At 60.6% G+C, this 26236-nt stretch carries 23 protein-coding genes; 15 read left to right on the top strand and 8 right to left on the bottom strand.

What is annotated here, in order from left to right; all coding sequences use genetic code 11:
- Nucleotides 1-27: 27 nt before the first annotated feature.
- Nucleotides 28-1653 carry a methyl-accepting chemotaxis protein gene (locus ACK1VC_RS24635; protein WP_191086690.1) on the bottom strand — a complete coding sequence of 542 codons (1626 nt, stop codon included), beginning with the start codon at nt 1651-1653 and terminating at the stop codon, nt 28-30.
- Nucleotides 1654-1882: 229 nt separating this feature from the next.
- Nucleotides 1883-3082: an NAD(P)/FAD-dependent oxidoreductase gene (locus tag ACK1VC_RS24640; RefSeq protein WP_023047060.1), complete on the bottom strand. Its 1200-nt coding sequence runs from the start codon at nt 3080-3082 to the stop codon at nt 1883-1885.
- Nucleotides 3083-3628: 546 nt separating this feature from the next.
- On the opposite strand from ACK1VC_RS24640, the gene ACK1VC_RS24645 reads away from it, so the two are divergent.
- Together ACK1VC_RS24645 and ACK1VC_RS24650 are read left to right on the top strand one after the other, a co-directional pair.
- Nucleotides 3629-5008 carry an NAD(P)-binding domain-containing protein gene (locus ACK1VC_RS24645; protein WP_060518311.1) on the top strand — a complete coding sequence of 460 codons (1380 nt, stop codon included), beginning with the start codon at nt 3629-3631 and terminating at the stop codon, nt 5006-5008.
- A gap of 106 nt (nt 5009-5114) precedes the next feature.
- Entirely contained in the window at nt 5115-5654 is a 540-nt protein-coding gene (locus tag ACK1VC_RS24650; protein WP_023047062.1) for an RrF2 family transcriptional regulator, read from the top strand.
- A 155-nt stretch (nt 5655-5809) separates the two neighbouring features.
- On the opposite strand, the gene ACK1VC_RS24655 is transcribed toward ACK1VC_RS24650, so the two are convergent.
- The gene (locus ACK1VC_RS24655; protein WP_449118064.1) at nt 5810-8671 is read right to left on the bottom strand and encodes a hypothetical protein; all 2862 of its coding nucleotides are present in this window, start codon (nt 8669-8671) and stop codon (nt 5810-5812) included.
- A gap of 650 nt (nt 8672-9321) precedes the next feature.
- Nucleotides 9322-10233, bottom strand: a complete 912-nt coding sequence (locus ACK1VC_RS24660) for an AraC family transcriptional regulator (protein ID WP_016487508.1) — start codon at nt 10231-10233, stop codon at nt 9322-9324.
- Between the two features lie 102 nt (nt 10234-10335).
- Here ACK1VC_RS24660 and ACK1VC_RS24665 point away from each other — a divergent pair, with 102 nt between their 5' ends.
- From ACK1VC_RS24665 to ACK1VC_RS24685, 5 genes are all read left to right on the top strand, one after another.
- Nucleotides 10336-10896 carry a carboxymuconolactone decarboxylase family protein gene (locus ACK1VC_RS24665; RefSeq protein ID WP_024717863.1) on the top strand — a complete coding sequence of 187 codons (561 nt, stop codon included), beginning with the start codon at nt 10336-10338 and terminating at the stop codon, nt 10894-10896.
- Between the two features lie 99 nt (nt 10897-10995).
- Nucleotides 10996-12060 (top strand): acyl-CoA dehydrogenase family protein, encoded by a 1065-nt coding sequence (locus ACK1VC_RS24670; protein ID WP_016487506.1) that lies wholly within the window; start codon nt 10996-10998, stop codon nt 12058-12060.
- Nucleotides 12057-12878 (top strand): ABC transporter ATP-binding protein, encoded by an 822-nt coding sequence (locus ACK1VC_RS24675; RefSeq protein ID WP_016487505.1) that lies wholly within the window; start codon nt 12057-12059, stop codon nt 12876-12878. Before ACK1VC_RS24670 ends, ACK1VC_RS24675 begins: the two co-directional genes overlap by 4 nt.
- Complete coding sequence (locus tag ACK1VC_RS24680) at nt 12865-14070, top strand: ABC transporter substrate-binding protein (RefSeq protein ID WP_016487504.1); 1206 nt, start codon at nt 12865-12867, stop codon at nt 14068-14070. Before ACK1VC_RS24675 ends, ACK1VC_RS24680 begins: the two co-directional genes overlap by 14 nt.
- Nucleotides 14070-14825, top strand: coding sequence for an ABC transporter permease (locus ACK1VC_RS24685; protein WP_016487503.1), 756 nt, complete (start codon nt 14070-14072; stop codon nt 14823-14825). The genes ACK1VC_RS24680 and ACK1VC_RS24685 overlap by 1 nt, the downstream gene beginning before the upstream one ends.
- A gap of 224 nt (nt 14826-15049) precedes the next feature.
- Here ACK1VC_RS24685 and ACK1VC_RS24690 read toward each other — a convergent pair whose 3' ends face one another.
- Both ACK1VC_RS24690 and argC read right to left on the bottom strand, forming a co-directional pair.
- Complete coding sequence (locus tag ACK1VC_RS24690; protein WP_016487502.1) at nt 15050-15736, bottom strand: GNAT family N-acetyltransferase; 687 nt, start codon at nt 15734-15736, stop codon at nt 15050-15052.
- An 81-nt stretch (nt 15737-15817) separates the two neighbouring features.
- Nucleotides 15818-16756 carry an N-acetyl-gamma-glutamyl-phosphate reductase gene (argC, locus tag ACK1VC_RS24695; protein WP_102689798.1) on the bottom strand — a complete coding sequence of 313 codons (939 nt, stop codon included), beginning with the start codon at nt 16754-16756 and terminating at the stop codon, nt 15818-15820.
- A 120-nt stretch (nt 16757-16876) separates the two neighbouring features.
- Between argC and ACK1VC_RS24700 the strand changes: the two genes are divergently transcribed.
- Nucleotides 16877-17758: a LysR family transcriptional regulator gene (locus ACK1VC_RS24700; RefSeq protein WP_191086689.1), complete on the top strand. Its 882-nt coding sequence runs from the start codon at nt 16877-16879 to the stop codon at nt 17756-17758.
- A gap of 111 nt (nt 17759-17869) precedes the next feature.
- On the top strand, nt 17870-18142 hold the full coding sequence (locus ACK1VC_RS24705) for a hypothetical protein (protein WP_016487499.1): 273 nt from the start codon (nt 17870-17872) through the stop codon (nt 18140-18142).
- Between the two features lie 47 nt (nt 18143-18189).
- Here the strand turns inward: ACK1VC_RS24705 and ACK1VC_RS24710 are convergent, their stop codons facing one another.
- Nucleotides 18190-18840 carry a TIGR04211 family SH3 domain-containing protein gene (locus ACK1VC_RS24710; RefSeq protein ID WP_016487498.1) on the bottom strand — a complete coding sequence of 217 codons (651 nt, stop codon included), beginning with the start codon at nt 18838-18840 and terminating at the stop codon, nt 18190-18192.
- Nucleotides 18841-19111: 271 nt separating this feature from the next.
- Between ACK1VC_RS24710 and ACK1VC_RS24715 the strand changes: the two genes are divergently transcribed.
- Both ACK1VC_RS24715 and ACK1VC_RS24720 read left to right on the top strand, forming a co-directional pair.
- Nucleotides 19112-20455 carry an OprD family porin gene (locus ACK1VC_RS24715; RefSeq protein ID WP_191086688.1) on the top strand — a complete coding sequence of 448 codons (1344 nt, stop codon included), beginning with the start codon at nt 19112-19114 and terminating at the stop codon, nt 20453-20455.
- A 125-nt stretch (nt 20456-20580) separates the two neighbouring features.
- On the top strand, nt 20581-21060 hold the full coding sequence (locus ACK1VC_RS24720; protein ID WP_016487496.1) for a VOC family protein: 480 nt from the start codon (nt 20581-20583) through the stop codon (nt 21058-21060).
- A gap of 128 nt (nt 21061-21188) precedes the next feature.
- Here ACK1VC_RS24720 and ACK1VC_RS24725 read toward each other — a convergent pair whose 3' ends face one another.
- Nucleotides 21189-22937, bottom strand: coding sequence for a BCCT family transporter (locus tag ACK1VC_RS24725; RefSeq protein WP_060518305.1), 1749 nt, complete (start codon nt 22935-22937; stop codon nt 21189-21191).
- A gap of 310 nt (nt 22938-23247) precedes the next feature.
- Here ACK1VC_RS24725 and ACK1VC_RS24730 point away from each other — a divergent pair, with 310 nt between their 5' ends.
- The 4 genes from ACK1VC_RS24730 to ACK1VC_RS24745 all read left to right on the top strand — a co-directional run bounded on the left by ACK1VC_RS24730 (nt 23248) and on the right by ACK1VC_RS24745 (nt 25423).
- Entirely contained in the window at nt 23248-23565 is a 318-nt protein-coding gene (locus ACK1VC_RS24730; RefSeq protein WP_016487494.1) for a hypothetical protein, read from the top strand.
- Between the two features lie 8 nt (nt 23566-23573).
- A complete protein-coding gene (locus ACK1VC_RS24735; RefSeq protein ID WP_016487493.1) occupies nt 23574-23771 on the top strand; it encodes a DUF1289 domain-containing protein in 198 nt (65 codons plus the stop codon).
- A gap of 51 nt (nt 23772-23822) precedes the next feature.
- On the top strand, nt 23823-24464 hold the full coding sequence (locus tag ACK1VC_RS24740) for a LysE family translocator (protein WP_016487492.1): 642 nt from the start codon (nt 23823-23825) through the stop codon (nt 24462-24464).
- Between the two features lie 170 nt (nt 24465-24634).
- A complete protein-coding gene (locus tag ACK1VC_RS24745; protein ID WP_023048921.1) occupies nt 24635-25423 on the top strand; it encodes a substrate-binding periplasmic protein in 789 nt (262 codons plus the stop codon).
- The last annotated feature ends 813 nt before the right edge of the window (nt 25424-26236 follow it).

Raw genomic sequence — 26236 nt, forward strand, 5'->3', positions numbered from 1 at the left:
CTGCAAAGCAGCCCCGGCTATATCCGATCAAACCTTGAACTGCGCCACCATGCCATTCAGGTCCACCGCCAACCGCGACAAGTCCTGTGCCGCCGCGCTGGTCTGGTTGGCCCCCGCTGAGGTCTGCATCGCCAAATCACGAATGTTCACCAAATTGCGGTCCACTTCGCGCGCCACCTGCGCCTGCTCCTCTGAAGCACTGGCAATCACCAGGTTACGCTGGTTGATCGACGCAATCGCCTCGGCAATCACCTCCAGCGCCTGACCGGCGCCCTGGGCCACTTCCAGCGTGCCCGTCGCACGCCCCTGGCTGCTGTGCATCGCCGTCACGGCCCGCTCGGTACCGTTCTGGATGCCGGCAATCATCTGCTCGATCTCTGCGGTCGACTGCTGGGTGCGGTGGGCGAGGGCGCGGACTTCGTCGGCCACCACGGCAAAGCCACGGCCTGCCTCGCCGGCGCGGGCTGCTTCGATAGCGGCGTTCAGTGCCAGCAGGTTGGTCTGCCCGGCAATCGCGCCGATCACATCCAGCACACGGCTGATCTCATTGGCATTGTTGGCCAGCTGTTCGATCTCGACCGAGGTGCCGGTCACATCGGCCACCAGGTGCTGGATGGACGCCAGTGCCTGGTTGACCCGGTCACGGCCATCGCGGGTGGTCTGGTCGGCGCCTTTGGAGGCGTCCGCAGTGCTGACCGCATTGTTCGCCACTTCCTCGACTGCTGCGGTCATCTGGTTGACAGCCGTGGCGGCCTGGTCGATTTCGGCGCTTTGCTGATGCAGGCCGCGGCTGGTGTCTTCGGTGACGGTGTGGAGTTCTTCCGAGGCTGAGGCCAACTGGTCGGACGAGGCGGCGATCTTGCGGATGGTGTCGCGCAGGCTGCCTTGCATGCGGCTCAGGGCGCGCAGCAGCAAGGCGGGCTCGTCGCGGCCGGTGACGCGGATTTCCTGGGTGAGGTCGCCCGTGGCCACACGTTCGGCCACGGCCACTGCATCGGCCAGAGGCAGCACGATGCTGCGAGTCAGCACGGTAGCCATCGCGGCCAGGGCAAGCATGATCACAAGCAACGAGAAGATGATGGCGTTAAATGCTTCGTCCGCTACATCGCTGCTGCGCTGCGAGGCATCTTCGGCACCCTTGCTGTTGTAGTCGATCAGCGCCGTCAAGGCCTTCATCATGCTGTCGGCTCGTTGGGTGAGCGGGCCGCTGATCTGCTGCTTTGCCTCGTCCATGCGGCCTGCAGCAATGTCCTGCAGCACTTTCAGCTGCAGTTCGAGGTACTGGTGATACCCGTCGTTGAAGGTGTTGAAAAGGGCACGGTCGTCGGCCGCGATGATGGTGTCGGCGTAGTTCTTCAGGCCACCTTTGAGCTCGGCATTGATGGCTTCGAGCATCTGCAGGTTACGTGTGCGCTCGCCGGGGTTATCGTCCAGCGCGGCCCGCAGGGTAACGGCGCGGGCGCGCCCGAGGTTGCTGCTGATGTCACCCAGCGCTACCACAGCGGGTATCCAGGTGACCCGGATCTCGTCGGTGGCCGTGTCCATCTGGCGGGTTTCGTAAAGTGCGATAAGGCCCATGATCAGGACCAGGACGCCCAGCAGGGCAAACACGCTGGCAGCGCGAATGCCGATTTTCAAATTCCTTAACTGCATGGAATGCTCCTTGACGGTGGCGTGCAGGCGTCAGGAGCTGGCTGCAAAGCCAGGACACCGAGGTGGCGCCAGGCTCTTGATGCACTGCGGGTTAGTAGATTTTTCTCACCCTCTTGCATGGTTTTCTTCGAATGATGCCATATGGCCATCATTGTTGAACAGTCATTCAATGTAACGAAATAATTGACAAAACCGACGTTTTTTGACGGTTTTGTCAGGTTTTCTCGCATCAAACGATGGCAATCATCGGGTCGGCAGCTGCCAACGCCAAAGTGCGGTCAGCTGCCGGCGGGTAGATCCACACCGAGTTGATCTGGCGCTTGAGGTGCTTGCCTTCCTGGCCCTGCAGTTTCAATTCTCGTTCCCAGCCTTCGCTGTACGCCGCCCCCCACTCACCCAGGTCGAGGCAGGTGACGTACTTGGGCTGGCGGTACACCACAGGTGCCAGCCCCAGCAGGTCGGCCATGGCGTTGTTGCCACTGTGGCGACCCATCGGGATGGCGTGCTGGCAGGTCATCAGGGCGTGGTTGCCAGCTTCGTCCACAGCAGCCCAGGCAGTATCGCCGGTCGCATAGATGTGGTCCTGGCCAATGACCTTGAGGTGCCCGTCGACCTTGAGCCTGCCGAAGTTGTCACGCTCGCCGGCAACCTGAGCGGTCAGCGGGCTGGCCTTGACACCGACGGTCCAGATCACGGTGTTGCTGGCGATGTACTCGCCGTTGTCCAGGGTGACGCCACCGGCATCGACAGCCACCACCGAGGTGCCAGTCAGCCACTGGACGCCGGCAACCTGCGAGGCGGCAACAATCGACGGCTTGATGCCTGCACCCAATGCCGCGCCGATGCTGGCGCCACGGTCAACCAGCAGCACCTGCACATCGGCGCCTGCGAGGATGGCGCGCAGCCGGGCGGGCATTTCGGTGGCCGTTTCGATGCCGGTGAAACCACCACCGCAGACCACCACGGTATTGCGGGCAGGTGAAGGGGGCAGGGCAGCCAGGCCCGTCAGATGCTGCTCAAGGCGTACGGCCGACTCCATCTTGTCGACGTCGAAGGTGTACTCGGCCAGCCCCGGGACTGCTGGGCGCGCTACCTGACTGCCAGCGGCGAGGATGAGGCGGTCGTAGCTGATCTGGTGGCGCTGGCCTTGGCTGTCGATGTAGCTCACGGTGCGCGCATCGGCGTCGATGGCTTGGGCGTTACCGGTGATGAAATGCACGCCCACCGCAGTGAACAGCTCACCTACGGGGGCCTTCAACGTGTGTGCGTTGGCCTCGTAAAAGCGCGGGCGAATGTGCAGTTCCGCTTGCGGCGCGAGCACGCTGATGCTCAGGTCGTCGCGCTGGGCTTGGTCGAGGAGCCGGGCGGCGCTCAGGGCGCTCCACACACCGGCAAAGCCGGCACCGATGATCAGGATGTTGGATTTCATGCAGGTGCTCCGCAAAGGTCGGGGATGAAAACGGTGGCTTCGATCGCACGATAGGTGCCGCTCGAATAACTACGACTCTATTGGTCGTAGTTTGTCTCTGCAAGTTTTTTTCATCGTTGCGATGAGGCGAGCCCGAGGACGAACGAACGCAAAGGCCGTACTTGGTGCTGTCTTGGCTGCCGGCGGCAGGGCCGCAAACCTTGCTATCCCCACCCCCATCCGTTATAGATAAAAAAGAAACCATAAAGAAAAGAGGCCATTTCAGCCCCCCATGCACGAGATCACACGTATCTTCCGCCCTTCAGGCCCCCATTTCGCGCCTTGCGCAGATGGATACGGGCCCGCCCCCATGACCCTCTCTCCGCTTTCGAATCTGTACCACGTGTTGTCGATTCCGCCGGTCAACATTCTGCTGACCCAGATGCGCAAACGCCCCGTCCCCCCACCTGCACCGTAGCGCCTGAATTTCACCACCCCCCGGTCTTTTGCCGTTTGGGGTTGGGGAGCCTTTGCATTTTTTCAGCGTTCAACTGTTCAGGAATCACTATGACTCTTCGTGTCGCTATCATCGGTGCCGGCCCGTCCGGCCTTGCGCAACTGCGTGCCTTCCAATCCGCCCATGCCCAGGGCGCGCCCATGCCCGAAATCGTGTGCTTCGAAAAACAGGCCGATTGGGGCGGTATGTGGAACTACACCTGGCGCACTGGCCTCGACCAGCATGGCGAGCCGGTGCACGGCAGCATGTACCGCTACCTGTGGTCCAACGGCCCCAAGGAATGCCTGGAGTTCGCCGATTACAGCTTTGATGAGCATTTTGGCCGGCCGATTTCCTCGTACCCGCCGCGCGAGGTGCTGTGGGACTACATTCAGGGCCGCGTAAACAAGGCTGGGGTGCGCGACTACATCCGCTTCAACACGGTGGTCAAGCATGTCAGCTTCGATGAAAGCACCCGCGAGTTCACCGTCAGCGCCCACGACTACGGCGCGGGGCTTGGCATCGAGCAGGTGTTCGATTATGTGGTGGTGGCCAGCGGGCACTTTTCTACCCCGCACGTGCCGGAGTTCGAAGGCTTCGAACGTTTCACCGGGCGTATCTTGCACGCTCACGACTTTCGCGAAGCCATGGAATTCCACGGCCAGGACCTGCTCATTGTCGGCAGCAGCTACTCGGCCGAAGACATCGGCTCGCAGTGCTACAAGTACGGTGCGCGCTCGATCACCACGGCCTACCGTACCCAGCCGATGGGCTACAAATGGCCCAAGGGCTGGGAAGAGCGCCCGCAACTGGTCCGCGTCGAAAACGACCTGGCGTTCTTCGCCGATGGCTCGAACAAGCGCGTGGATGCGATCATCCTGTGCACGGGCTACCAGCATCACTTCCCGTTCCTGCCCGATGAACTCACCCTCAAGACCAACAACCGCCTGTGGCCTGCCGGCTTGTACCAAGGCGTGGTGTGGGAGCAAAACCCGCAACTGCTTTACCTGGGCATGCAGGACCTGTGGTACAGCTTCAACCTGTTCGATGCACAGGCGTGGTTTGCTCGTGACTACATGCTGGGGCGCATCAAGCTGCCGGCCAAGGCGGTCATGCAGGCTGACAGTGCGCGCTGGCGCGAGGATGAGGGGCGGCTGGCAACTACTGCTTCGATGTATGAATTCCAGGGCCGATACATCAAGCACCTGATCGAGCAGACGGATTACCCGCGCTTCGACATCGATGCGGTGAACCGCATCTTCCTGCAATGGAAGACCGACAAGAAGCACGACATCATGGGCTACCGTGACAAATCCTACCGCTCGGTGATCACCGGCACCAAAGCAGTGCCTCACCATACCCGCTGGATGCAGGCCATGGACGACTCGATGCAGGAGTACCTGCGCGAAACGGACGGCAAGCAAGCAGAGGTGAAGGTGCTGCGCAGGTAGCCGCCGAGCCTGACCTCGTGATCAGGATGCGCGGCTAGCGGGGAAGTGTTTTGCCGTGCTGGCACTCCCCGCGTATCATTTGCGACAAAGCTGGTCGGAGATTGATATGTCCCTTTACAGTGCTGGCGTCGAATACGGCATCCATTGCCTGCTGTTTCTGGTAGGCGAGGGCGGTGAGAGCCGTGATTCCAGCGTGCGCGACCTGGCCGAGTTGCAGGGCGTACCGCAGGAATACCTGGCCAAGGTCTTCACCAAGCTGGCACGTGCCGGGTTGGTGGCCGCCACCGAAGGCGTGCGCGGTGGTTTCCGCCTGGCGCGGCCGGCGGCTGAAATCAACGTGCTGGATATCGTCAACGCCATCGACGGGCCGAAGAAGATTTTCGATTGCCGCGAGATCCGCGAACGCTGCACGCTGTTCGAGGGCTCGCCGCCCGCTTGGGCGACGGAAGGCACCTGTGCGATTCATGCCGTGATGCTGGGGGCGCAGAAGCGCATGGAAGAGGCGTTGGCGCAGCAAACTGTTCTGGCATTGGCAATGCGCTTCGGGCGCAAGGCCCCGGCCGAGTTCGGGCAGCAGGTCGATGCCTGGATGGCCGAGCGGCGAGAGAGTAAAGGGGCTGGGGATATTGCAGTGGATCAGCTTTGATTTTGATTCCCACATTGGCGCCGGTGTCGAGGCCGGTGATGGCTTATCACGTCCAGGGCACCGCCGCCAATGTGGCGAAAGTTACACAGGCTCTTGCGCTGCTGGCGCAAAAAAAACGCTGTATGCATCATTGCTGGTCATACGTCTCATTATCGCTAAATGGGTCTGACGGTTATCGGAGTATGCATATTAAGCCGTGGCGGAGCGCCGTTAAATTGTCCGTGATAACCTGATGCCGTAATTTGCACGGGCAAGCTTTGACTTCTGACAGTAATAACCCAATTGCCTTGGGCTTCGTTTGGGTATTTTTTATATCGCATGGATATAAAGCCACATGCGTCCTGCGAGGGATGCAAGCTATCAGCTGTTGGCCGGTGCAAGAAGCTGTATTCTGTATGTGGTATGTACGCGACCTGCCCTTTCCCGTGTTCTTTCAGTAAATTGTACTGTTCGTTTTCTTTTTTACTGAAGACGTGATAAACACGATACTGCGTGTCATTTATCTGGTCCACAACAAAACTGCAGCCGCTGAAATTATCTGTGAATATAGTGGTTGGCTCCGTGCCTGTGGGGTGAATCGGAATGTCATAATACTTGTTCTGAGGCACCCAGTACGCTGAAATGAGTTTGTTGTTGTCACTGGCTCGTTCAGTGCTCGTGGGTGTGACATTAATAAAATCGTGTAACGTATTGCTCCTTGGGGAATCAACCATAAAACGTCGCGTTTCAAACAATAAAATACCTGGCTCTCGGTCATTTCCCATCCACCTCGGATCTGACGGGAGTCTTGCATCAGCACCGATAGCGATCGGCAAGGCACTATTATCGGCCTCTTCAAAAGTTATAGGGAGTTTAAGTCGGATGGCGCCTTGGCCCACATAATTAGGGTCGTAGGATAACTGTGGCTCGGGGTTGTACCCAGAACGGATGTTTTGATAAAGAGGAATGGTCTTTTCGCCTACGCCTCCCCTTAATTTAAGTACGGTCCAGTTTCCATTACTGTCTTTTACAATATCGGTCGGCAAGTTGGTCACGGATGTGCCGTTTTTATCTGCCGGGATGGGTGAGCCATTTTTCCTGAAACCATTAATCCTTACCCATCTGCCATCGACATAGATATAGTCTTTGTTGGTGGTCAAGTTTCTATAATAACCGCCTTGATAGGTAATGCCTCTGAGCTCCAAATCGTCTGCAACAATTCTGGCTTCATGTGAAAAATTACCGTACAGTGGAGTTAATGGTTTGGATGTTATGATGAAGTCGCGAGATCCCCTGCTGTCGATGGTTGTATTTTCTATTAATTTTTTTTCATTAATTAGATTTCCATATTTAGGTGTTGCAAGGTTGGCCAGATCTCCAAAGCCCTTCATGAGACTGCTAATGTCAATAAGGTTGTCGTGTGTGATGGTGCCTGAATCAGTTACTTTGATAACTTCCTGAATCACAGCGCCAGCCATGGTTAATCCTGCAACTACCGGGCCCACAACAGGAACTCGCATAAGCAGGGTTTGTAAGATAAAGCCGATGGAGGAACCGATGTTATAGGCGATGGTAACACTTTCCCTGTTGGAGGTGAAAGGCAGGGTAATGACCGTTGCAAATACTCCCACAGGGTTTTTTAAAGCTTCGGCGGCTACATAAGCGGCTTTCGCCCAATTGAATGAACTGTACAAGGTGCCAATAAAATTCATTTGACAAACGGTGTTTATTTTGTCGTTGATTTTTTGAAAATCAGCTTCTGTATAGACAGCGTGAAGGGGTATCTCAGGCTTTGCTTGTCGCTTGTATCGGCTGACTGTCAAAGTGCCATTTAGACGTGAAGTTGTCAGGGTGTCCGCTAATGGGTGATAGTAAAGATTGTTTCTCAGGTGCAATGGGATATGTCCTCTGACCTCAACCCAAACACCTTCATCGTTTTTAGGCGGCTCGAAAGCGCTGTATCGATATTCGGCAATACGGAAACCTGCTTCGCTATCTTGTTTTGGGTAATATTTGAGCCACAAGCTAACGACTTTGAAGTCGTGGCCCCATGTGCAGACATTGGATTTGCCCTTGTTGTATTTCGCGGCGATTTTGTGATCACCATTTTCCACAGTTAAGGATGCTTTCCACTTACCCTCGCTGTCCGAGGTGGTTAAAGCAGAGAAATATATCGCTTCTCTCTTCCAACCGTTATGGCATAGCCAAATAAGTGTATTTGCTGGGGCGTTTCCTTTAAGGGTTATGTGTCGTCTGTTTATTTCGCGGTTTTTCAATGGGTGATAAATATGAATGTCAATCGCGTATGGCTTGCTGCATCCATATGGAAGTGTCTCGCCGGCGCTTATTTCCTCCTCAGTATCCTCAGCCTCCTCTTCGATGATGTCGACTTCTTCCTGTTCGACGGTGCCCTCATTCGGTTCTGCGGCCTCATCGTTGCCTTCTAGCGGTAAGTCATCCGAATGCATGATGACGCTTTGTAAAATCATTTCTGTTTCAGGGTCAAGCTGTGCATGCTCGCATATGAGCGTGTGCAACGCGTCGTCCGTCGTTGATGTCGTGTCAACTATAACTTTGAGGTCGTTGAGGGTTTTGCAGAGTGTGTTGAATTTGTCGATAAACTTTTTATTTCCAGTCACGATGAGATTTTTGTCAGGCGATATGCCAACATTTAGGACTGAGATTTTTGCCATTGGTTCATTGGGTAGAGAGATGTGCGTACTTAAGATGGATGGTGCAGAGGCTATAAATAGTTCTTCCAAATCGTTTTTTACGAAGTCATCAAAATGAAATGACTTTCCATTAAAGCTGTGCGTTTTTTTCAGGTCTATTGATTTGGTTTTTTTGTTGGTGTCGTTAAATATTTTTATTTTTCCTATCTTCCAATTTATCTCTTTGATGGTGCCCTGTTCCAAGACAGGGTTGATAGTGTTTTCAGCTTTTATCCATAGCCTCACATGGCTATCTTTTGCGAAATCGCTCAAGTTAAGGCTTTCATTCCCACTATGGGAAGGGTCAAACTGCTGATAAAGTTCCATGGGGTATCCTCAGTTTATGCATTTATCCTGGTAGCTGACGGCCGTATCCATAACGGGGCTGCGCCGGAATTATGCAGGCGGGCCATCGGCGAGACTTATACTGCGTAAGCCATTGCTCATGTATGACGATCTTCCGTTAATACCGCTTTGCGCTTGGTACGTTTGTCCTGCTTTTGACCGGGCGACCAGCGCCCGTGTTGATGGACGTTGTTCTATCTTCCAGCGTGGATTTTTTCTGAGGTCTTCAGGCTTGATTATGCAGGCACACTAATCCTATTGAAACTGGTAAAAATGTCAGGTCATAGGGGCAATTCAACTCTCAGTAAACCACTCGTCGTCCCTCGGGTATTTTGGCTTGTGAAGCCTCAGCAACGCTCTAGCTTGCGGCCACGGCTGTCCAGACACACCTCAAACCAATAGAAGCATGCGCCCATACTGCCGAGTTCTGTATTAAATCCCGCAAATCCAATTACTGCCGTTTGAATGTCAACGGGTGTTGTTTTGATTTCTTCTCTATGGCGGGCAAGGTAGGGCGTAGCAGTTACGCCTCAGCATGGCGGAGGGTGTCCTTATCCCGACAACCCAACCTGCCTGCCTTCCAAACGCTGCTCGCTCTAGGCGGTGAATGCACCCCCCTTTTCAGGCAGAGCCTAGCGGCCCTCATGTCGCCGCCGATAAGCCCCCGGCTGCTGGCCCACCGCCTTGGCAAAGGCCCGGGTAAACGCCGCCACCGATTGGTACCCCACCTGCGCGCCCACCTGTTCGACGGTATTGCCCGCCTGCAACAGCTGGCAGGCAAGGCGCATGCGCAATGCCAGGAGCACCTGCCCAGGTGACTGCCCGGCCAGCTCACTGAAACGCTTGAAGAAAGCCGAACGCGAAAGCCCGGTGCAGGCTGCCATGCGCTCCAGCGTCCAGGCCTGGCCCGGCGCTTCGATCAGCTGTGCCAGCAGCCCGGCAAACGCTGGCTGGCGGGCGAGGGCGACCAGGCCGCCCAGTGACTGCCCGGCAATGACCTGCTGGCGCAGCACGTACAGGAACAACAGGTGGGTCAGGCGCTCCAGCAACGTCTGCGACGGGCCAGCGGCCCGCCGGCATTCTTCCAGAATGAGCTCGAACAGCGCCCGCGCCGCACTGCCGGCGGGGTCTTCGGCGCGCAGCAGGATCCAGTCGGCCAAGCCTTCGACAATCAGTGAAGACAGGCCGGACTGGAAATGGAAGAAGCCACAAACCAGCCCGACGCCGTCGCTGGCTTCGCTATCCAGCGCCTGCATGGCCTGGCGCGGTTGGGCACAGGCGTCGACCGGGTCCTGATCGCTGGACAATCGATAGGCAAGGTCGCGCAACAGGAACACGGCATCTCCCTTTTCCAGGCGCACCGGCTGCGGCTGGCCGTCGATGTGCAGCCAGCAATGGCCCTGCACCACCAAGTGGAAGCTGGCGCGGCCCATGCCCTGGGTGCTGGCGTGCCAGCCACCGCAGTAGCGGCCGACATGAAACAGGCTGGCATCGAGCTCCAGGCCCTCTAATAACCAATCGACAAGGTGGCTGGACGAAATCATCTAATACAAAGACTCAGGAACAAGGAAAGGCGACTGATGAATATGGAGGGTAATTCTTATAACCAACAGACTGTAGTGACACCCATCAAAGGAGACCACTCCATGTCCTCGCGTATTACTTTACACACGCTGCAGAGTGCTCCGGAAGCGGCCCGGCCGTTTCTCGAGAATGCCCAGAAGAATTCGGGCTTCATCCCCAACCTGCTGGGCGTGCTGGCCAACGCCCCGGCGGCGCTGGAAACCTACGTGACCGTTTCGGCACTCAATGGCAAGTCCGAGCTGAGCCTGGCCGAGCGTGAAGTGGTGCAGCTGATTGCCGCCACCCGGCATGGCTGCGACTTCTGTGTGGCCGGCCACACCGCCGTGGCGCTGAACAAGGCCAAGCTGCCGCAGGAAGTAGTCGATGCCCTGCGTGCCCGCGGCGAACTGCCCGATGCCCGTTACGAAACCCTGGCCGCCTTCGCCCGTGAAGTGATCGACACTCGCGGCAACGTCGGCGAAGCCACCTATCAGGCCTTCCGTGAAGCTGGCTTCAGCGAAGGCAACGCGCTGGAAGTGATTTTGGGGGTAAGTCTCGCAACCCTCTGCAACTTTGCTAATGTTTTCGCCCAGACGCCGCTCAACGAAGAGCTTGGCAAGTACCGCTGGCAGCCTTCTGCATAGCCCACGTGTGAGCGCGGACCTGACGCGGTCGTTGTAGGAGCGGCCTTGTGCCGCGAATGGGCCGCAAAGCGGCCCTGGCGTTCAAAAAGGAGCAAGACCATGCAAGATTGTGCATTTCGACACTGGCTGGATGCCAATGCCGAGGCCATCGACCGGGGCCTGTGCGAACCGCAGCAGGTGCTGGCGCAGATCGCCGAATCTCAGCTGCTGCGCGTGGGTGTCGACCCGGCGCTGGGCGGCACGGGCGGGCAGGTGACCAACGCGGTCGAGGCGATTGCCGCTATCGCCAGCCGCTCGTTGGCCGCAGCCTTCGTCTGCTGGGGCCAGCGTGCCTTTATCGAATACCTGTTGCACAGCCCCAACCAGCCCCTGCGCGAGCGCCTGCTGCCGCGCTTGCTGACAGGCGAGCTGGCCGGCGCCACCGGGCTGTCCAACGCCATGAAGTTCCTTTCCGGCATTGAAGCGTTGCAGGTGCGTGGCCGGCCGGCAGCCGATGGCTGGCACTTGGAAGGGCGCCTGCACTGGGTGACCAACCTGCGCAAAAGCGGCTTCGTGGTGGCGGCGGCCATCGAAGATGAAGCCGGCGGCGCGCCGTTCGTACTGGCCATTCCTTCTGACGCCCAGGGCCTGGAACGCTCCGACGACTTGCAACTGATGGGCCTGCAGTCGAGCAACACGGCGGCACTGGCCTTCCACCAGGTGCCGTTGGCGCGTGACTGGCTGCTGCACGAGAATGCGCGCGAGTTCCTGCCACGGGTACGCCCGGCATTCCTGGCGCTGCAGTGCGGCATGGCCATCGGCCTGGCGCGACGGGCGCTGGAAGAGGTTCAGGCGCACCTGCACGGTCGCGCCTCGTTCCTCGACGAAGCCCGGCAGGTGCTCAGCGAGCGCCTGGAAAACACCGTCAGCGAGCTCAAGCAGGGCCTGCTCGAAGGCCGCTTCCAGCAACAGCCGGCGGCCTTGTTCAAGCTGCGCATCACCTTGGCTGAATGTGCCGCCGATGCAGTCCAGCTAGAGTTGCAGGCCAGCGGCGGCAAGGCCTACCTCAGCGAGTATGGAGAAGGCTTCGCCCGCCGCTGGCGCGAGTCGGCATTCGTGCCGATCGTGACGCCGAGCCTGGTGCAATTGCGCGCCGAACTGCAACGCCAGGCGGGCGCGGCATGAGTGAAGTGTTGCTCGAAGCCCGCGGCATCAGCCTGGGCTACCCGCGGGAGGGTGGCTGGCAGCAGGTGCTGGCGCAGTTCGACTTGCAGTTGGCGCCGGGCGAAGTGGTGAGCATTCTTGGCCCCAGTGGTGTCGGTAAATCCAGCCTGCTGCGGGTGCTGGCCGGCCTGCAACAACCCGGGGGCGGCAGCGTGAGCCTGCACGGCCAGCCCCTGCAAGGGCCGCACCCGCGCCTGGCGGTGGCCTTTCAGGACCCGAGCCTGCTGCCCTGGCTGAACCTGGAAAAGAACGTCGCCTTCGGCCTGGACTTTGCCCGCCAGCCCAAGCTGGCCGCTGACGAGCGGCGCGCGCGCATCGACCATGCGATTGCCGCCGTGGGCCTGGCCCACGCCCGTGGCCAGTACCCGGCGCAGTTGTCCGGTGGCATGGCCCAGCGCACCGCACTGGCCCGCTGCCTGGCCCGCCAGCCCGAGGTGCTGCTGCTGGACGAGCCGTTCGGCGCCCTGGATGAAGTGACCCGCGCCGACATGCAGCAACTGCTGCTGCAACTGATCGCCACCCACAACACTGCGGCGGTACTGATCACCCACGATATAGACGAAGCCCTGCTGCTGTCCGACCGGGTCCTGCTACTGGGCAACCACCCAGCGCACATCCTCGGCCAGTGGCACATCGACCTGCCGCAACCGCGCGCCCAACGGGTCGAAGAACTGGGCGCGTTGCGCATCGAAATCCTCAAAACCCTTCGGCGGGCAAGCCGCACAGGCGAACCTACCCCAACCCCGTTGCCCTCGGAGGCTGTCCATGTGCATGGATGACTGCTGTTCCACTTCTTCGCGTCGTGATTTTCTAAAGCTTGGGGCCATGCTCACCGCCGCCGGTGCGCTGCCGTTGCTGTCGAGCTTGCAGGCGCGCGCGGCTGCCGAGCCGGATGCGCCGGTGCGCATCGGTTACCTGCCGATCACCGACGCCACGCCGTTGCTGGTGGCCCATAACAACGGCCTGTTCGAGGCCGAAGGCATCAAGGCCGAGCGCCCGGTGCTGCTGCGCAGCTGGGCACAGGTGATCGAGGCGTTCATCTCTGGTCAGGTCAACGTCATCCACCTGCTGTCGCCGATGACTGTATGGGCGCGCTACGGCAGCAAGGTGCCAGCCAAGGTAGTGGCCTGGAACCATGTGGGCGGCTCAGGCCTGACCGTGGCGCCCGACATAAGCGACATGAAACAGCTCGGTGGCAAGACCGTGGCCATCCCGTTCTGGTACTCGATCCACAATGTGGTGCTGCAACAGATGCTCAACGACAACGGCCTGACGCCGGTGTCGAAGCCGGCCAATGCGCAGCTGGCCGCCACCGAGGTCAACCTGCTGGTGCTGCCGCCATCCGACATGCCGCCAGCACTGGCCAGCAAGCGCATTGCCGGCTACATCGTCGCCGAGCCGTTCAACGCCCTGGCCGAGAACCTCAAGGTTGGCCGTGTGCAGCGCTTTACCGGCGATGTATGGCGCAACCACGCCTGCTGCGTGGTGTTCATGCATGAGCATGACCTGAACAACCGCCCGGAGTGGTCGCAGAAGGTGGTCAATGCCATCGTCAAGGCCCAGCACTGGACCCGCGACCACCGCGCCGAAGCCGCTGCGTTGCTGTCCAAGGCCGGCCCCAACAAGTACACCCCGCACGAGCCCGCGGTGCTGGCCAAAGTGCTGGCGCCGGCCGCCGAGGACCGTGCCGGCTACGTTGCCAGTGGCGCCATTCGCCACCAGCAGTGGGACGAAAAGCGCATCGACTTCCAGCCATACCCGTTCCCCAGTTACACCGAAGAGCTGGTCAAGCGCCTGAAAACCACCCTGATCGAGGGCGACAACGCGTTCCTTGCCGGGCTGGACCCGGTGCAGACCGCCCGCGACCTGGTCGACGATCGTTTCGTGCGTAATGCCATCGCTGCGGTTGGTGGCCCGTCGGTGTTCGGTATTGCCGACAACTTCGAGCGTAGCGAGGAGTTCGCCGTCTGATGCGCACGCATGTCGTACACGCCAGTCTTGGGCTGGCTGGGTTGCTGGCTTTGATGCTGCTGTGGTGGGCCGGTGTTGCCGTGTTTGGCCAGGCCGAAGGGCTGTCGGCGCGCTTTTCGCCGGCGGCAACGTTGGCCAGCCTGGTCGAGCTGTTGGGGCAGGGTGAGGTTTACGGGCACATCTGGGTCAGCCTCAAACGTATTCTGGTCGGGCTGCTGCTGGCGCTACTGATTGGCGTGCCGTTGGGCTTGCTGGTGGGCAGCTATCGGCACCTGGAAGCGGCGACCACGCCGGCGTTTCAGTTTCTGCGCATGATCTCGCCCTTGTCGTGGATGCCGGTGGTGGTGATGCTGATGGGCGTGGGTGACCAGCCGATCTACTTCCTGCTGGCGTTTGCCGCCTTGTGGCCGATCTTGCTGAACACGGCGGCAGGGGTGCGGCAACTGGACCCACGCTGGCTGCAACTGAGCCGCAGCCTGAGCGCCACGCGCTGGGAAACCTTGTGCAAGGTGATCGTGCCGGGGGTGATCGGCCACGTGCTGACCGGCGTGCGCCTGGCCATCGGCATTCTTTGGATTGTGCTGGTGCCGTGCGAAATGCTGGGAGTGAGTGCGGGGCTTGGCTACTTCATTCTCGATACCCGCGACCGGCTGGCGTACTCCGAACTGATGGCGATGGTGCTGCTGATTGGCGTGCTGGGGTTTGTGCTGGATGCCTTGGCGCGTGGGTTGCATCGGCGCTGGGTGCATGGCTGACGGGTGTCATTGTGGGGGATTGCTCAGCCCCTTGGGCTGCGCTGTCCGGCAGAGAACACCGGTGATTGTGGGAGCGGGCTTGTCCCGCGAAGGGGACCGCACGGTGCATGGCACCGGCTTTGCCGGTGTTCGCGGGGCAAGCCCGCTCCCACAGAGACACTGCTGATTCAGTAAATCAGCGGTTTTTCCAAAACGGCAGGTTTACCCGCCAATCGGCCCTTGGGTCAATGCACGGTCTTGCGCTGGTGTACGCACTCCAGCGCCTGGGCGGCCAGTTCATCCAGCCGCTCATCGCGCATCTGCTCCGCTTCGATCATTGCATCCTCTCCCTGCTGATTAAGCAGGTAGGTATGAATCTGCAACACTTCAGCTGCCTGATAAATCGGCGCAATGTCCAGGCGCCCGATCAGCGCACCACTGGCCTGGCCGGTACTGCTCATCAGCACCTGCGGCCCATTGGCGGCCACCACTTGCATGCCCATCGTCTCGAACCACGGCACCTGGCTGGCAAAGGCATTCAGTTCCACACAGGCATGACGTGCCTGCAGGTCGCTCAGCAGGGCACGGGCGATGCCCTGGCGGCGATGGCTGGGGCGCACGGCAAGAAATGCCAATGAACACGCCTGTTCATCGTCCTCGGCCGGCAACGACAGGGCAAAGCCCAGCAGCTGGTCCGGCGCCTCGGCATCCAGGGCAAGGGTCAGCGCCACGGCAAGGCCGCGGGTGCCATCCAGCGCTTGCAGGTATTGGTGCACCTCCATGCCTACGCCGTACTGGTACAGCGGGTATAGCGGGTTGTCGGCGGTGATGGCGACACTGCTCAGTTCGCCGACATGGTGGATCACCAGCTCGCGGATCTGGTTCTGGAAGGATTCGGGCGGCACGCTGTCGAGGCGGCTCAGGATGAACATCTTGGGGGTGGGCTCCGGCGGGTGGGAATACAGCCCGGGCCAGGTTGGCGCGGGCTGTACAGTTTAACCGGTTTTGCCGTGTCAGCCTTGTTGCTGTAATGCACCGAGCATCAGGTCGAGGTTTTGCACGGCCGCACCGGAGGCGCCTTTGCCTAGGTTGTCGAACACCGCGGTAAGCAGCACCTGGCCATGCTCGGGGTTGGCATACAGCGCCAGGCGCAGGTCGTTGCTGTCGTTCAATGCTTCGGGGTCAAGGTTGGCGGCTGTGCCTTGCTGATGCAGCGGCATAACCTGGACGTGGCGGGCACCCTGGTAATGCTGTTCCAGGCGGGCCTGCAGCTGTTCGGCGCTGACCTGGCCGGGCAGCAGGCGCAATTGCAGCGGGATACTCAGCACGATGCCCTGGCGGTAGGCACCGTAGCCGGGCATGAACATCGGCCGCGCCGACAGCCCGGCGTGTTGCTGGATTTCGGGTACGTGCTTGTGTGCCAGCTCCAGCCCATACAGTTGCAGGGCCGGGGCATTGCCGGTACTGGTTTCGTGGCGCTCGACCGCCGCGCGGCCACCGCCGGAGTAGCCAGAAATGGCATGTATGCCCAGTGGGTAGTCGGCTGGCAGCAACCCGGCCTTGACCAGGGGGCGGAGCAGGGTGATGGCGCCAGTGGGGTAGCAGCCCGGGTTGCTGACACGCGTGCTTCGGGCGATGCGCTCGGCTTGCTGCTCGTCGAGTTCCGGCAGGCCATAGACCCAGCCGGGGGTGGTGCGGTGCGCGGAGCTGGCGTCGATCACCCGCACCTTGGGGTTGTGGATCGTCGCCACGGCCTCGCGGGCGGCATCGTCGGGCAGGCACAGCAGGGCGATGTCGGCGCTGTTGATTGCCTCGCGGCGGCGCCGCAGGTCTTTGCGCTCAGCCTCGGGCAGGGTGAGCAGGTGCAGGTCGCTGCGGCCTTGCAGGCGAGCATGGATCTGCAGGCCGGTTGTGCCTTGGTCGCCGTCGATGAAGACAACAGGAGTGTGCATGTTCGGGTCCGGTTGGGTAAGGATGGCCTATGCTCGCCTATGGCTTTGGTAATGAAAATTTGAATATGATGACGGTTACATTCAGTTTTTCTGAACACGTCACTTAGGCCGGTACTGACCATGCGCGAAATCAGCCTCGACCGCCTCCGCACCCTGGTGGCCATCGCCGAGCTGGGTTCTTTTGCCGAGGCCGCCCGCCAGCTCAACCTGGCAGCGCCCACCATCAGCCTGCATGTGGCCGAACTGGAAGCACGTATCGGCGCCCCGTTGCTTGGTCGCGCCCGCGGCCAGGTGCGCCCCACGGCCATTGGTGAAACGCTGCTGGCCCGTGCCCGGCGCCTGCTGGCCGACGCCGACCTGGCGCTGGACGAAGTGCGCCGTCAGGTTGAGGGGCTGACTGGCCGGGTACGCCTTGGCGCGTCTACCGGTGCTATCGCCCACCTACTGCCACAGGCGCTGGAGCACCTGCGTGTGGACCACCCGGGGATCGACGTGCAGGTACAAGTGCTGACATCCCAGGCGTCGCTGGGTCGATTGCGTGAGGGGACGCTGGATATCGGCCTGGTGGCCTTGCCGCAGGTGGCCGGCAAGGGGCTGACTGTTACCCCCTGGCGGCGCGACCCGATCCTGGCCTACGTACCGGCCGACTGGCAGCCGCCGGCGAAGGTCACGCCGGCCTGGCTGGCGCAGCGGTCGTTGATTCTCAACGACAGCAGTACCCAGCTGTCACGGGTTACCGGGGAATGGTTCGCGGCAGCGGGGTTTTACCCCGAGCCGCGGATCGAGCTGAATTACAACGATGCGATCAAAAGCCTGGTCGGCGCCGGGTATGGGGCGACGTTGTTGCCGCAGGAAGGCGAGGCAGGCGAGTTGGACCGGCGGATTGCGCGCCGGCCCCTGCGACCAGGGTTGTGGCGGCAATTGGGTATTGCCTGTCGGGAGGGGCAGGTGGAACGGGCCACGGGGTATGTGTTGCAAGCATTGGAGCGGTTGCGGCAGTAGGTTTACCGCTGGGCTGAAGCGCTGCGCTGCAGGTGATGGCCAACTATGCTTTTTGCTGCGTCGAGCCGAATACACCTCGACGAACCCCACGGTTTTCCAGGAGAACGTTCCATGAAGCCTATGAAATGCATACCTTTACTGGTGATTGCTTCAGTATTGAGTGTTGCCGCCCATGCTGACCCGGCAAGCAACTGTGCAGCCAAGATCAAGGAACTCGAGGACTTCCACAAAGCGAGTGGCCAGGCGATGCATGGCGGCATGGCCCATGATTTCAAAGTCCACCTGCAAAACGCAAAGGAGGCCCAGAGCAAGGGGGACATGGCTCAGTGTCAGGCGTCGGCGGACCAAGCCAAGACCATCTATAACAAGGCACGTAGCAAGTAAGCCCTTATCGGCCTTTTCGCGGATAGGACCGCGAAAAGGCCGGTGCGTCAGAACCAGCGGTCGTTCTTCCTGCGCCCCCGGGTCAGTGCCGGCAAGATCAGCCCCGCCAGCAAGCCCGCGCCGGCAATGCTGCCGCCATACACCATGTAGCGCATCATCACCTGCTTGTTCTCGTCACCCAGGCGCGCCTGGGTATCGCGCAGGGTCGACTGGCTCTCGTCGAGCTGCTCGTTCAGCGCTTTGTTGCGCGCCTCCAGTTCGTCGATCAGCTTTTTCCGTGAGTCGAGGGTTTCCTGCATGCCCTGTACGCGGCTCTTCCAGCTGTCATCGATGGTTTTCAACTGCCCTGTCAGGTCTGCCACCTGGGCATCGAGCTGCGGCAGGCGCTCGTTCTGGCCCGGCACCGCCTGCAAGTCGTTGCTGAGTATCCATACCACATCGCCATTCTGCCCACGCACCTGGCTGTAATTGCCCTGAGTGCCGAGCAGGGTCAGCGGTTGCCCGGACTTCAGGGTACCGACAATGCGGTGGCCGTCGGTGGGGCCGCTGCGCACATAGGTGCTCAGGCTGTCGCTGACCCAGCGTGCGTCGCTGGCGGGCTCTTCGGCGTGCACCGGCGCGGCAAGGGCCACCAGGGCGGCAATCAGGCCGCCGCGCAGGGCAGGGAGGACGAAAGCGGTTGGGCGGGATTCGGGCATGTTGGGTCTTCGCTGAAACAGGACAAAAGTAGGCCCGGTGACTGGGCCGATGAACCGGTCGGTGAGTTGACCGTCAGCCAATGACCCTTTTTTTGTCAGCAGGTTCACTACCTGATGTCGGAAATATCTGCAGGATGTTGCAGAACTCGCCCTCCCAGCGCTTCGCCGCCGATGACGCAATTGTAATGCGCCGATCACCTTGCCGTTATCTGCCGGCCGTCAATCTCGGCCAGCCGACACCACTATAAAGACGACGTACAAGGAGCATCGGATGACCTGCAGATCACCCCTGAAACTGGCTGCGTGCATGGCGCTCTCCGGCGTCGGCAACCTGGCGATGGCGTCGGACGAACCCGCGCAGGGTTTTGCCGAGGGCAGCACGCTCAGCGTGCTCAACCGCAACTTCTACTTCAACCGCGACAACCGCGATGCCGCAGCCCCCACGCGCAACCCCGGCAAACAACCTGATAACGGCTATTCCGAAGCTTGGGCGCATGCTGTCATTGCCCGTTTCGAGTCAGGTTTCACCCAGGGCACCGTAGGCGTTGGCCTGGATGCGTTCGCCATGCTCGGCCTCAAACTGGACACCGGGGGCGGCCGCAATGGCGGGCGCAGTTCGTTCGATGTTTTGCCGGTAGACCACGACGGTCAGGCCCGTGACCAGTACACCAAATTCGGTGGTGCCGCCAAGGTGCGCCTGTACGACACGGTGCTGAAGGTAGGCGATGTGTTCCCTGCTAACCCGGTGGTGGCCGCTGGCGACTCACGGCTGCTGCCGGAAAGCTTCCGGGGCGTGACCCTGGAGAATACCAGCATCAAGGACCTTGTCCTGCAGGCCGGGCGCCTGCATGCCATGAGCCAGCCGGTGTCCAGTGACCTGCGGGAGAACTTCGTGACCTTCTACGGCGGCCCGGTCGATTCGCCATGGATCGCCTACGGCGGCGGTGACTACACGCTGAACGATTATGTCAGTGTCAGCCTGTTCAGCAGCCGGCTCAAGGATGTGTGGAATCAGTATTACGCCGGCACCAGCCTGAGCTGGCCCCTGAGTGATGAGCTGGCGTTGATTGGCGGCTTCAACTATTACAAAGCCGTTGATGAAGGGCAGCAGCGCCTGGGCGCCTTCGACAACAACATCTGGAGCGCCAAACTGGGGGTGCGCTTCGGCGCCCACACCCTGGCGCTGACTCACCAGCGCAACAATGGCGACGATGATTTCGACTACCTGCGCCAATCCGACTCGATCTTCCTCGACAACTCCATCCAGTACAGCGATTTCAACTCGCCCAAGGAACGTTCGTGGATGCTGCGCTATGACCTGAACATGGCCGCCTATGGTATTCCCGGGCTGTCGTTCATGACGCGGTATGGCAAAGGCACCGACGCCGACTATTCCAATGCCAACGCCTTCTACATGCGCCGCGATGCCGACGGCAACCCGCTGACCGACCAGAAGCGCTGGGAGCGTGACATCGAGGTCAAGTACGTGGTGCAGACCGGCGCAGCCAAGGACCTGTCGTTGCGCGTACGCCAGGCTACCACCCGGGCCACGGCGTTCGAGTCGGACCTGGACGAGGTGCGGCTGATCGTGGAGTACCCGTTGTCGGTCCTGTGAATTCACCTGGGTAGCCTTGCTCCTTTGGTTTGGGTGGATGTTTTGGCGCTCCGTGCGGGGCGCTTTTTTTTGCGCTCAAGGGTGCGGCTAGACTCAAGGGTTCATACCCTTCATGGAGCAAGGCCATGACTGCCAAGAACACCCTCTGCCTCTGGTACGACAATGATGCCGAGCAGGCTGCCAACTTCTATGCCAGCATTTTCCCGGACAGCAAGTTGATCGCACTGCACAAGGCCCCGGCAGACTACCCCTCGGGCAAGGAGGGCGATGTCATTACCGTCGAATTCACCGTCATGGGCATACCCTGTGTGGGGCTTAATGGCGGCGCTACGTTCAAACATTCTGAGGCGTTTTCATTCCAGGTCAGTACCGAAGACCAAGCCGAAACCGACCGTTTGTGGGAGGCGATTATCGCAAACGGTGGCGAGGCCAGCGTTTGTGGCTGGTGCAAGGACAAATGGGGGATTTCCTGGCAGATCACCCCCCGTATCCTGATAGAGGCCATCGGCCACCCTGACCGCGCTGCGGCAAAGCGGGCGTTCGAGGCCATGATGCAGATGGGCAAGATCGATGTGGCCAAGATTGCAGCGGCATTGAAGGGGTGATCCCTCATCTGTTTGCTGCCCTTTGGTTATCGGCTTGGTTGGGCGATCTATCGTTGATCGAGGGGGCCGTTTTTTCTGGATCCAAGTGGCGGCCCCCGAATCAAGCGGTGAAGCGCGAGGCTAGCGTGTCAGGTTTCGGACACCTCGCTCGCTGCTGCTGCCACTTTCACCGAAGCCTTCTTCTCCTGTACCACGATGTAGAACTCCTCACCATGTTTCACAGCCCCGTACAACACCGCCTTTTCGATCAGCTCGTTGCCGCGCAGGTGGCGCAGCATCATCGGGTCTTTGCGCAGGTCGCGGTACAACGCCAGGCACAGCAGCACCATCACCACGACAAAGGGCAAGGCCACGACGATGGTCAGGTTCTGCAGCCCGGTCAGCGCCTCGCCAGGGTCGCTCGGGTCGCCGATCGCCAGCATGATCGCTGCCACCGTTCCGGTGAGCGCGCCCCAGAAAATCACCGTGCGCCGCGAGGGTGCGGTGGTGCCGTGTTCCGACAGCGTGCCCATCACCAGTGACGCCGCATCGGCACCGGAGACAAAGAAGATGCCCACCAGGATCATCACCAGTACCGAGGAGGCCGATGCCAGCGGGTAGCTGTCGAGCAGCTGGTACAGCGCGTGGTTGCTGTTGACTGCACCGTTGGCCAGCTGGAAGGCGCCTTCGCGCAGGGCATCGATGGAAGCACCGCCAAAAATGGTGAACCACACCAGGCTGACCAGGCTGGGCACCAGCAGCACGCCGGTGACGAACTGGCGGATGGTACGACCGCGGCTGATGCGGGCGATAAACATGCCTACAAACGGTGTCCAGGAAATCCACCAGGCCCAGTAGAACACGGTCCAGCCGGCCAGCCAGCTGTTCATCTGATCGCCGCCACTGGCGTTGGTGCGGGCCATCATTTCGGGCAGCATCTTGATGTAGATACCGATCGAGGTCGGCAGCAGGTTGAGCATGAGCAGGGTAGGGCCGACCATGAACACGAACGCTGCCAGCACCAGTGCCAGCACCATGTTGGTGTTGGACAGCCACTGGATGCCCTTGCCGACACCGGACACCGCCGAGGTGACGAAGGCAATGGTCAGCAGGGTGATGATGGCGATGTAGAACAGCTTGCCGGGGCTTTCGACCCAGCCGTTGTATTCCAGCCCGCCGGCAATCTGCAGCGCACCCAGGCCCAGCGAGGCCGCCGAGCCGAAAAGCGTGGCGAAGATCGCCATCATGTCGATCAGGCGGCCGAGGGGGCCGTTGGCGTGCTTGCCGATCAACGGCCGGAAGGCCGCGGAAATCAGCTGCGAGCGGCCGCGGCGGTAGGTACCGTAGGCAATCACCAGGCCCACGATGGCGTACATGGCCCAGGGGTGCAGCGTCCAGTGGAACAGGGTGGTGGCCATGGCCACCTGCATCGCCTCGCTGGTCTGCCCGGTGGCCGAGCCGGGGGGCGGCGTCACATAGTGCGACAGCGGCTCGGCAACGCCAAAGAACATCAGGCCGATGCCCATGCCGGCACTGAACATCATTGCCACCCAGGACACCGTGCGGAATTCTGGCTGTTCGCCATCACGACCCAGTGGCACCCGGCCATAACGGCTGGCAGCCAGCCACAGCACGAATACCACGAAAAGTGTGGAGGTGAGCACGAAGAACCAGCCGAAGTTGAGAATGACCCAGGACTGCGCGCTGGATGCGCTGCTGGCGAGGCTGGCCTGGTTGAGGAAGCCCCAGAGGACGAACGCGACAGCCAGGAGGCTGGTAAAACCAAAGACGATCCAGTCGAGCTTGCCCTCGAAATGCCTGTCCTGGCGGGCTTCTGCGGTTTTCGAGGGGTCCGTCACGCCAAGGTCGAGTGTTTCGGTGATGTGTTCCTTTGCCATGAATGTTGAGGCCCTTTGAGGATTACCTGGACGCGCAGGCTTGTTGTTGTGTGGGCTACCGAGTTCGATGACGGCCTCGGCGGGGAGATTGCCGGCCGATTATCCAGTGCCCGAAACCGCTGTGCCTGTCCCGTAAACGTCCTGGGGCGTCCATTGCGCGACCTGCCAAATACTTTTAGTTCTGGGGGCGATGGCCCTTTCTGCCCCGCGTTCTGGTACCCTGTTGGCATTACCCTGGCCTGCACATCCGAGCACCGTAGAAGCGCTGCTGCCCGTGGGCCAGGCCGCACCAGGAAACGGAGATTCGTCAATGGCCACTGACCGTGTGAGCCTGATTCATTTCGATAAATTGAGCATGAGCCCTGCCGCCGCCGACCGGTTCCAGAAAGCCCTCGACGCGCTGGCAGCGCTCAAGCTGCAGGACCGTTACGTGTACCTCATCGCTCCTTATCTGGGTGATATCGCTGACGCCTCCGACGCCGAGCAACTGGACACCGCCAAGGGCCAGTGCATTCGGGTGATCGATGAACTGCTGGATGCCAGGTCGGTCAGCAAGGCCAAGGCTCAAGAGCTGCGCGAGGTGTTTGACAGTGCCGTCGAACGAGCACGGGCAGACATGGCCGGCTGAGTGGTGGCATGGCCAAAGACATCGATAACCCCTGCGTCTCGTTATGCCAGCTCAACAGCGAGCTGTGCGTGAGCTGTGGTCGCACCCGCGACGAAATTCGCAAATGGCGGGGCATGAAACGCCCGGAAAAGATGGCCACCGTGCAGCGCGCGGCGACGCGGATGAAAGCTATCGCCAAGAAGGCAGCCAAGCGGCAGAATGACTGAACCTGCGTGCCCTGCGCACGGCCTACCCTGATCTGCTTGAAGAGCCTGAAAATGGATGCTCACTCGCTGTTTGCGTTTACCCTGGTCGCCGCCATCGCGATTGCCAGCCCCGGTCCTGCCACCCTGATGGCCATCAACAACAGCCTTGCCCACGGCCAGCGCAGTGCGATCTGGTCGTCGCTGGGCAATGGCTCGGGCCTGTTCTGCCTGTCGGCTGCGGCCATGCTTGGGCTGGGCGCCTTGCTGGCCAGCTCCGAAGTACTGTTCAACGCTGTGAAGATCCTGGGGGCAGGTTACCTGTTCTACCTCGGTGCGCGGCAGTTGCTGAAAAAGAACCCGATGCTGGAGCAGGGCGCTGCTGAGGGGGCTGTCAAGGTGCGGCCCACACCGCTGAAGTTGTACAAATCGGCTTTCCTCACAGCAGTGACCAACCCCAAGGCGACCATGTTTTTCACCGCGCTGTTCCCGCAGTTCATCGACCAAGGGGCGGCGTTGTTGCCGCAGTTTCTGACCCTGACCGGGATTTTCGTGAGCTTGTCGCTTGCATCTCTGAGCTTGTATGCCGCACTGGCCGCGCGGGCCAAGGGCGTACTGACCCGGCCGTCGATGTCACGCTGGGTGAGCCGCGTGGTGGGTACCACCTTTATCGGCTTTGGCGCGGCGATTCTGGCAATGCGTCGGCAGGGCGCCTGAGGCGTTGCTCGGCCGGTTCGTTGCTGAGCGATAAAAGGCCGCGGCTCCAAGCGTTCCTGGTCCAGACTGTTTAAAGCACGCGCAGACCAATGCTGCGTTCGAGCACAGGGCGTGGCGGCCTTTGGCCGCTTCGCCGGGTCGCCAGAGGTTCCATGTGCCGAGGGTTGTAGATGATCGAGCGTTGCTTGCGCCAAGCCTTGCTGTTGTTGCCTTGCCTGTTGCTGGCTTTTCCGGGCGCAGCGCAAGAGCCCTGCCGACGGCTGACCGCTACCGGTAACCCTGAGTATCCACCTTACCTATGGCGCGATCCGCAGAACCCTCGGCAACTGATCGGTGCCAACGCCGACCTGCTCAAATACCTGGGCAAGCAGCTGGGGCTGGAAATCGAGGTGGTGTACGGTGGGCCTTGGTCGCGTGCCCAAGAAGAAGTCCGCACAGGCCGGATCGACCTGCTGGCCGGGTATTTCATCACCCACGCCCGGCAGCAACAGATGGACTTTGTCGCCCCGCCATTCCTGCACACCCCGAGCGTAGTCTGGGTACGCCAGGACAATGCCTTTGCCTACCATCAATGGGCAGACCTCAAGGGCCGCAAAGGCGGGACCCTGGTCAACAACAGCCATGGCCAGCAGTTCGATGAATATGCCCAGGCAAACCTCACCCTGGAAGCGGTGCCCGGTGCCCGGCAGGCGTTCGAGAAGCTGATGCACAAGCGCAGTGACTACGTGGTGTACGAGCAGTACCCCGGGATGGCGCTGGCCCGCACGTTGGGTATCACTGATACCGTGCAGGTGTTGCAGCCGCCTGTATCCAGTGAAGGGTTGTACCTGGCTATGTCACATGAATCGCCCTGCAACAAGCCACAGCTGCGTGAGGCGCTGGCGCGGGAGATGGCGAAGGTCGTTGGCGGGGCGCTGCCTGAGCAACTGCTGAAGCAGAACCTGGAGCGGTGGCAGTAACAGCCCTGGCACGTACCTGCAGGGACCGCGCTAGATTCTAGAAATTGAACAAGGCAGTTGCTCCCACAAAGTCACCGCTAAATCAGCAAATCAGTTAGGTTGCGCTGTCGCGTAGAGAACAAGTGCCATTGTGGGAGCGGGCTTGCCCCGCGAAGCAGGCGACGCGATGGATGGCCCCGGCTGCGCCGGGGTTCGCGGGGCAAGCCCGCTCCCACAAAGTCATTGCTAAATCAGTAAATCAGTTGGGCTGCGCTGTCGCGCAGGGAGCAAGTGCCATTGTGGGAGCGGGCATGCCCCGCGAAGCAGGCGACGCGATGGATGGCCCCGGCTGCGCCGGGGTTCGCGGGACAAGCCCGCTCCCACAAAGTCATTGCTAAATCAGTAAATCAGTTGGGCTGCGCTGTCGCGCAGGGAGCAAGTGCCATTGTGGGAGCGGGCATGCCCCGCGAAGCAGGCGACGCGATGGATGGCCCCGGCTGCGCCGGGTTTCGCGAGGCAAGCCCGCTCCCACAAAGTCATTGCTAAATCAGTAAATCAGTTGGGCTGCGCTGTCGCGCAGGGAGCAAGTGCCATTGTGGGAGCGGGCATGCCCCGCGAAGCAGGCGACGCGATGGATGGCCCCGGCTGCGCCGGGGTTCGCGAGGCAAGCCCGCTCCCACAAAGTCATTGCTAAATCAGTAAATCAGTTGGGCTGCGCTGTCGCGCAGGGAGCAAGTGCCATTGTGGGAGCGGGCATGCCCGCGAAGCAGGCGACGCGATGGATGGCCCCGGCTGCGCCGGGTTTCGCGAGGCAAGCCCGCTCCCACAAAGTCA

The sequence above is a fragment of the Pseudomonas sp. XP2 genome (assembly GCF_053557975.1).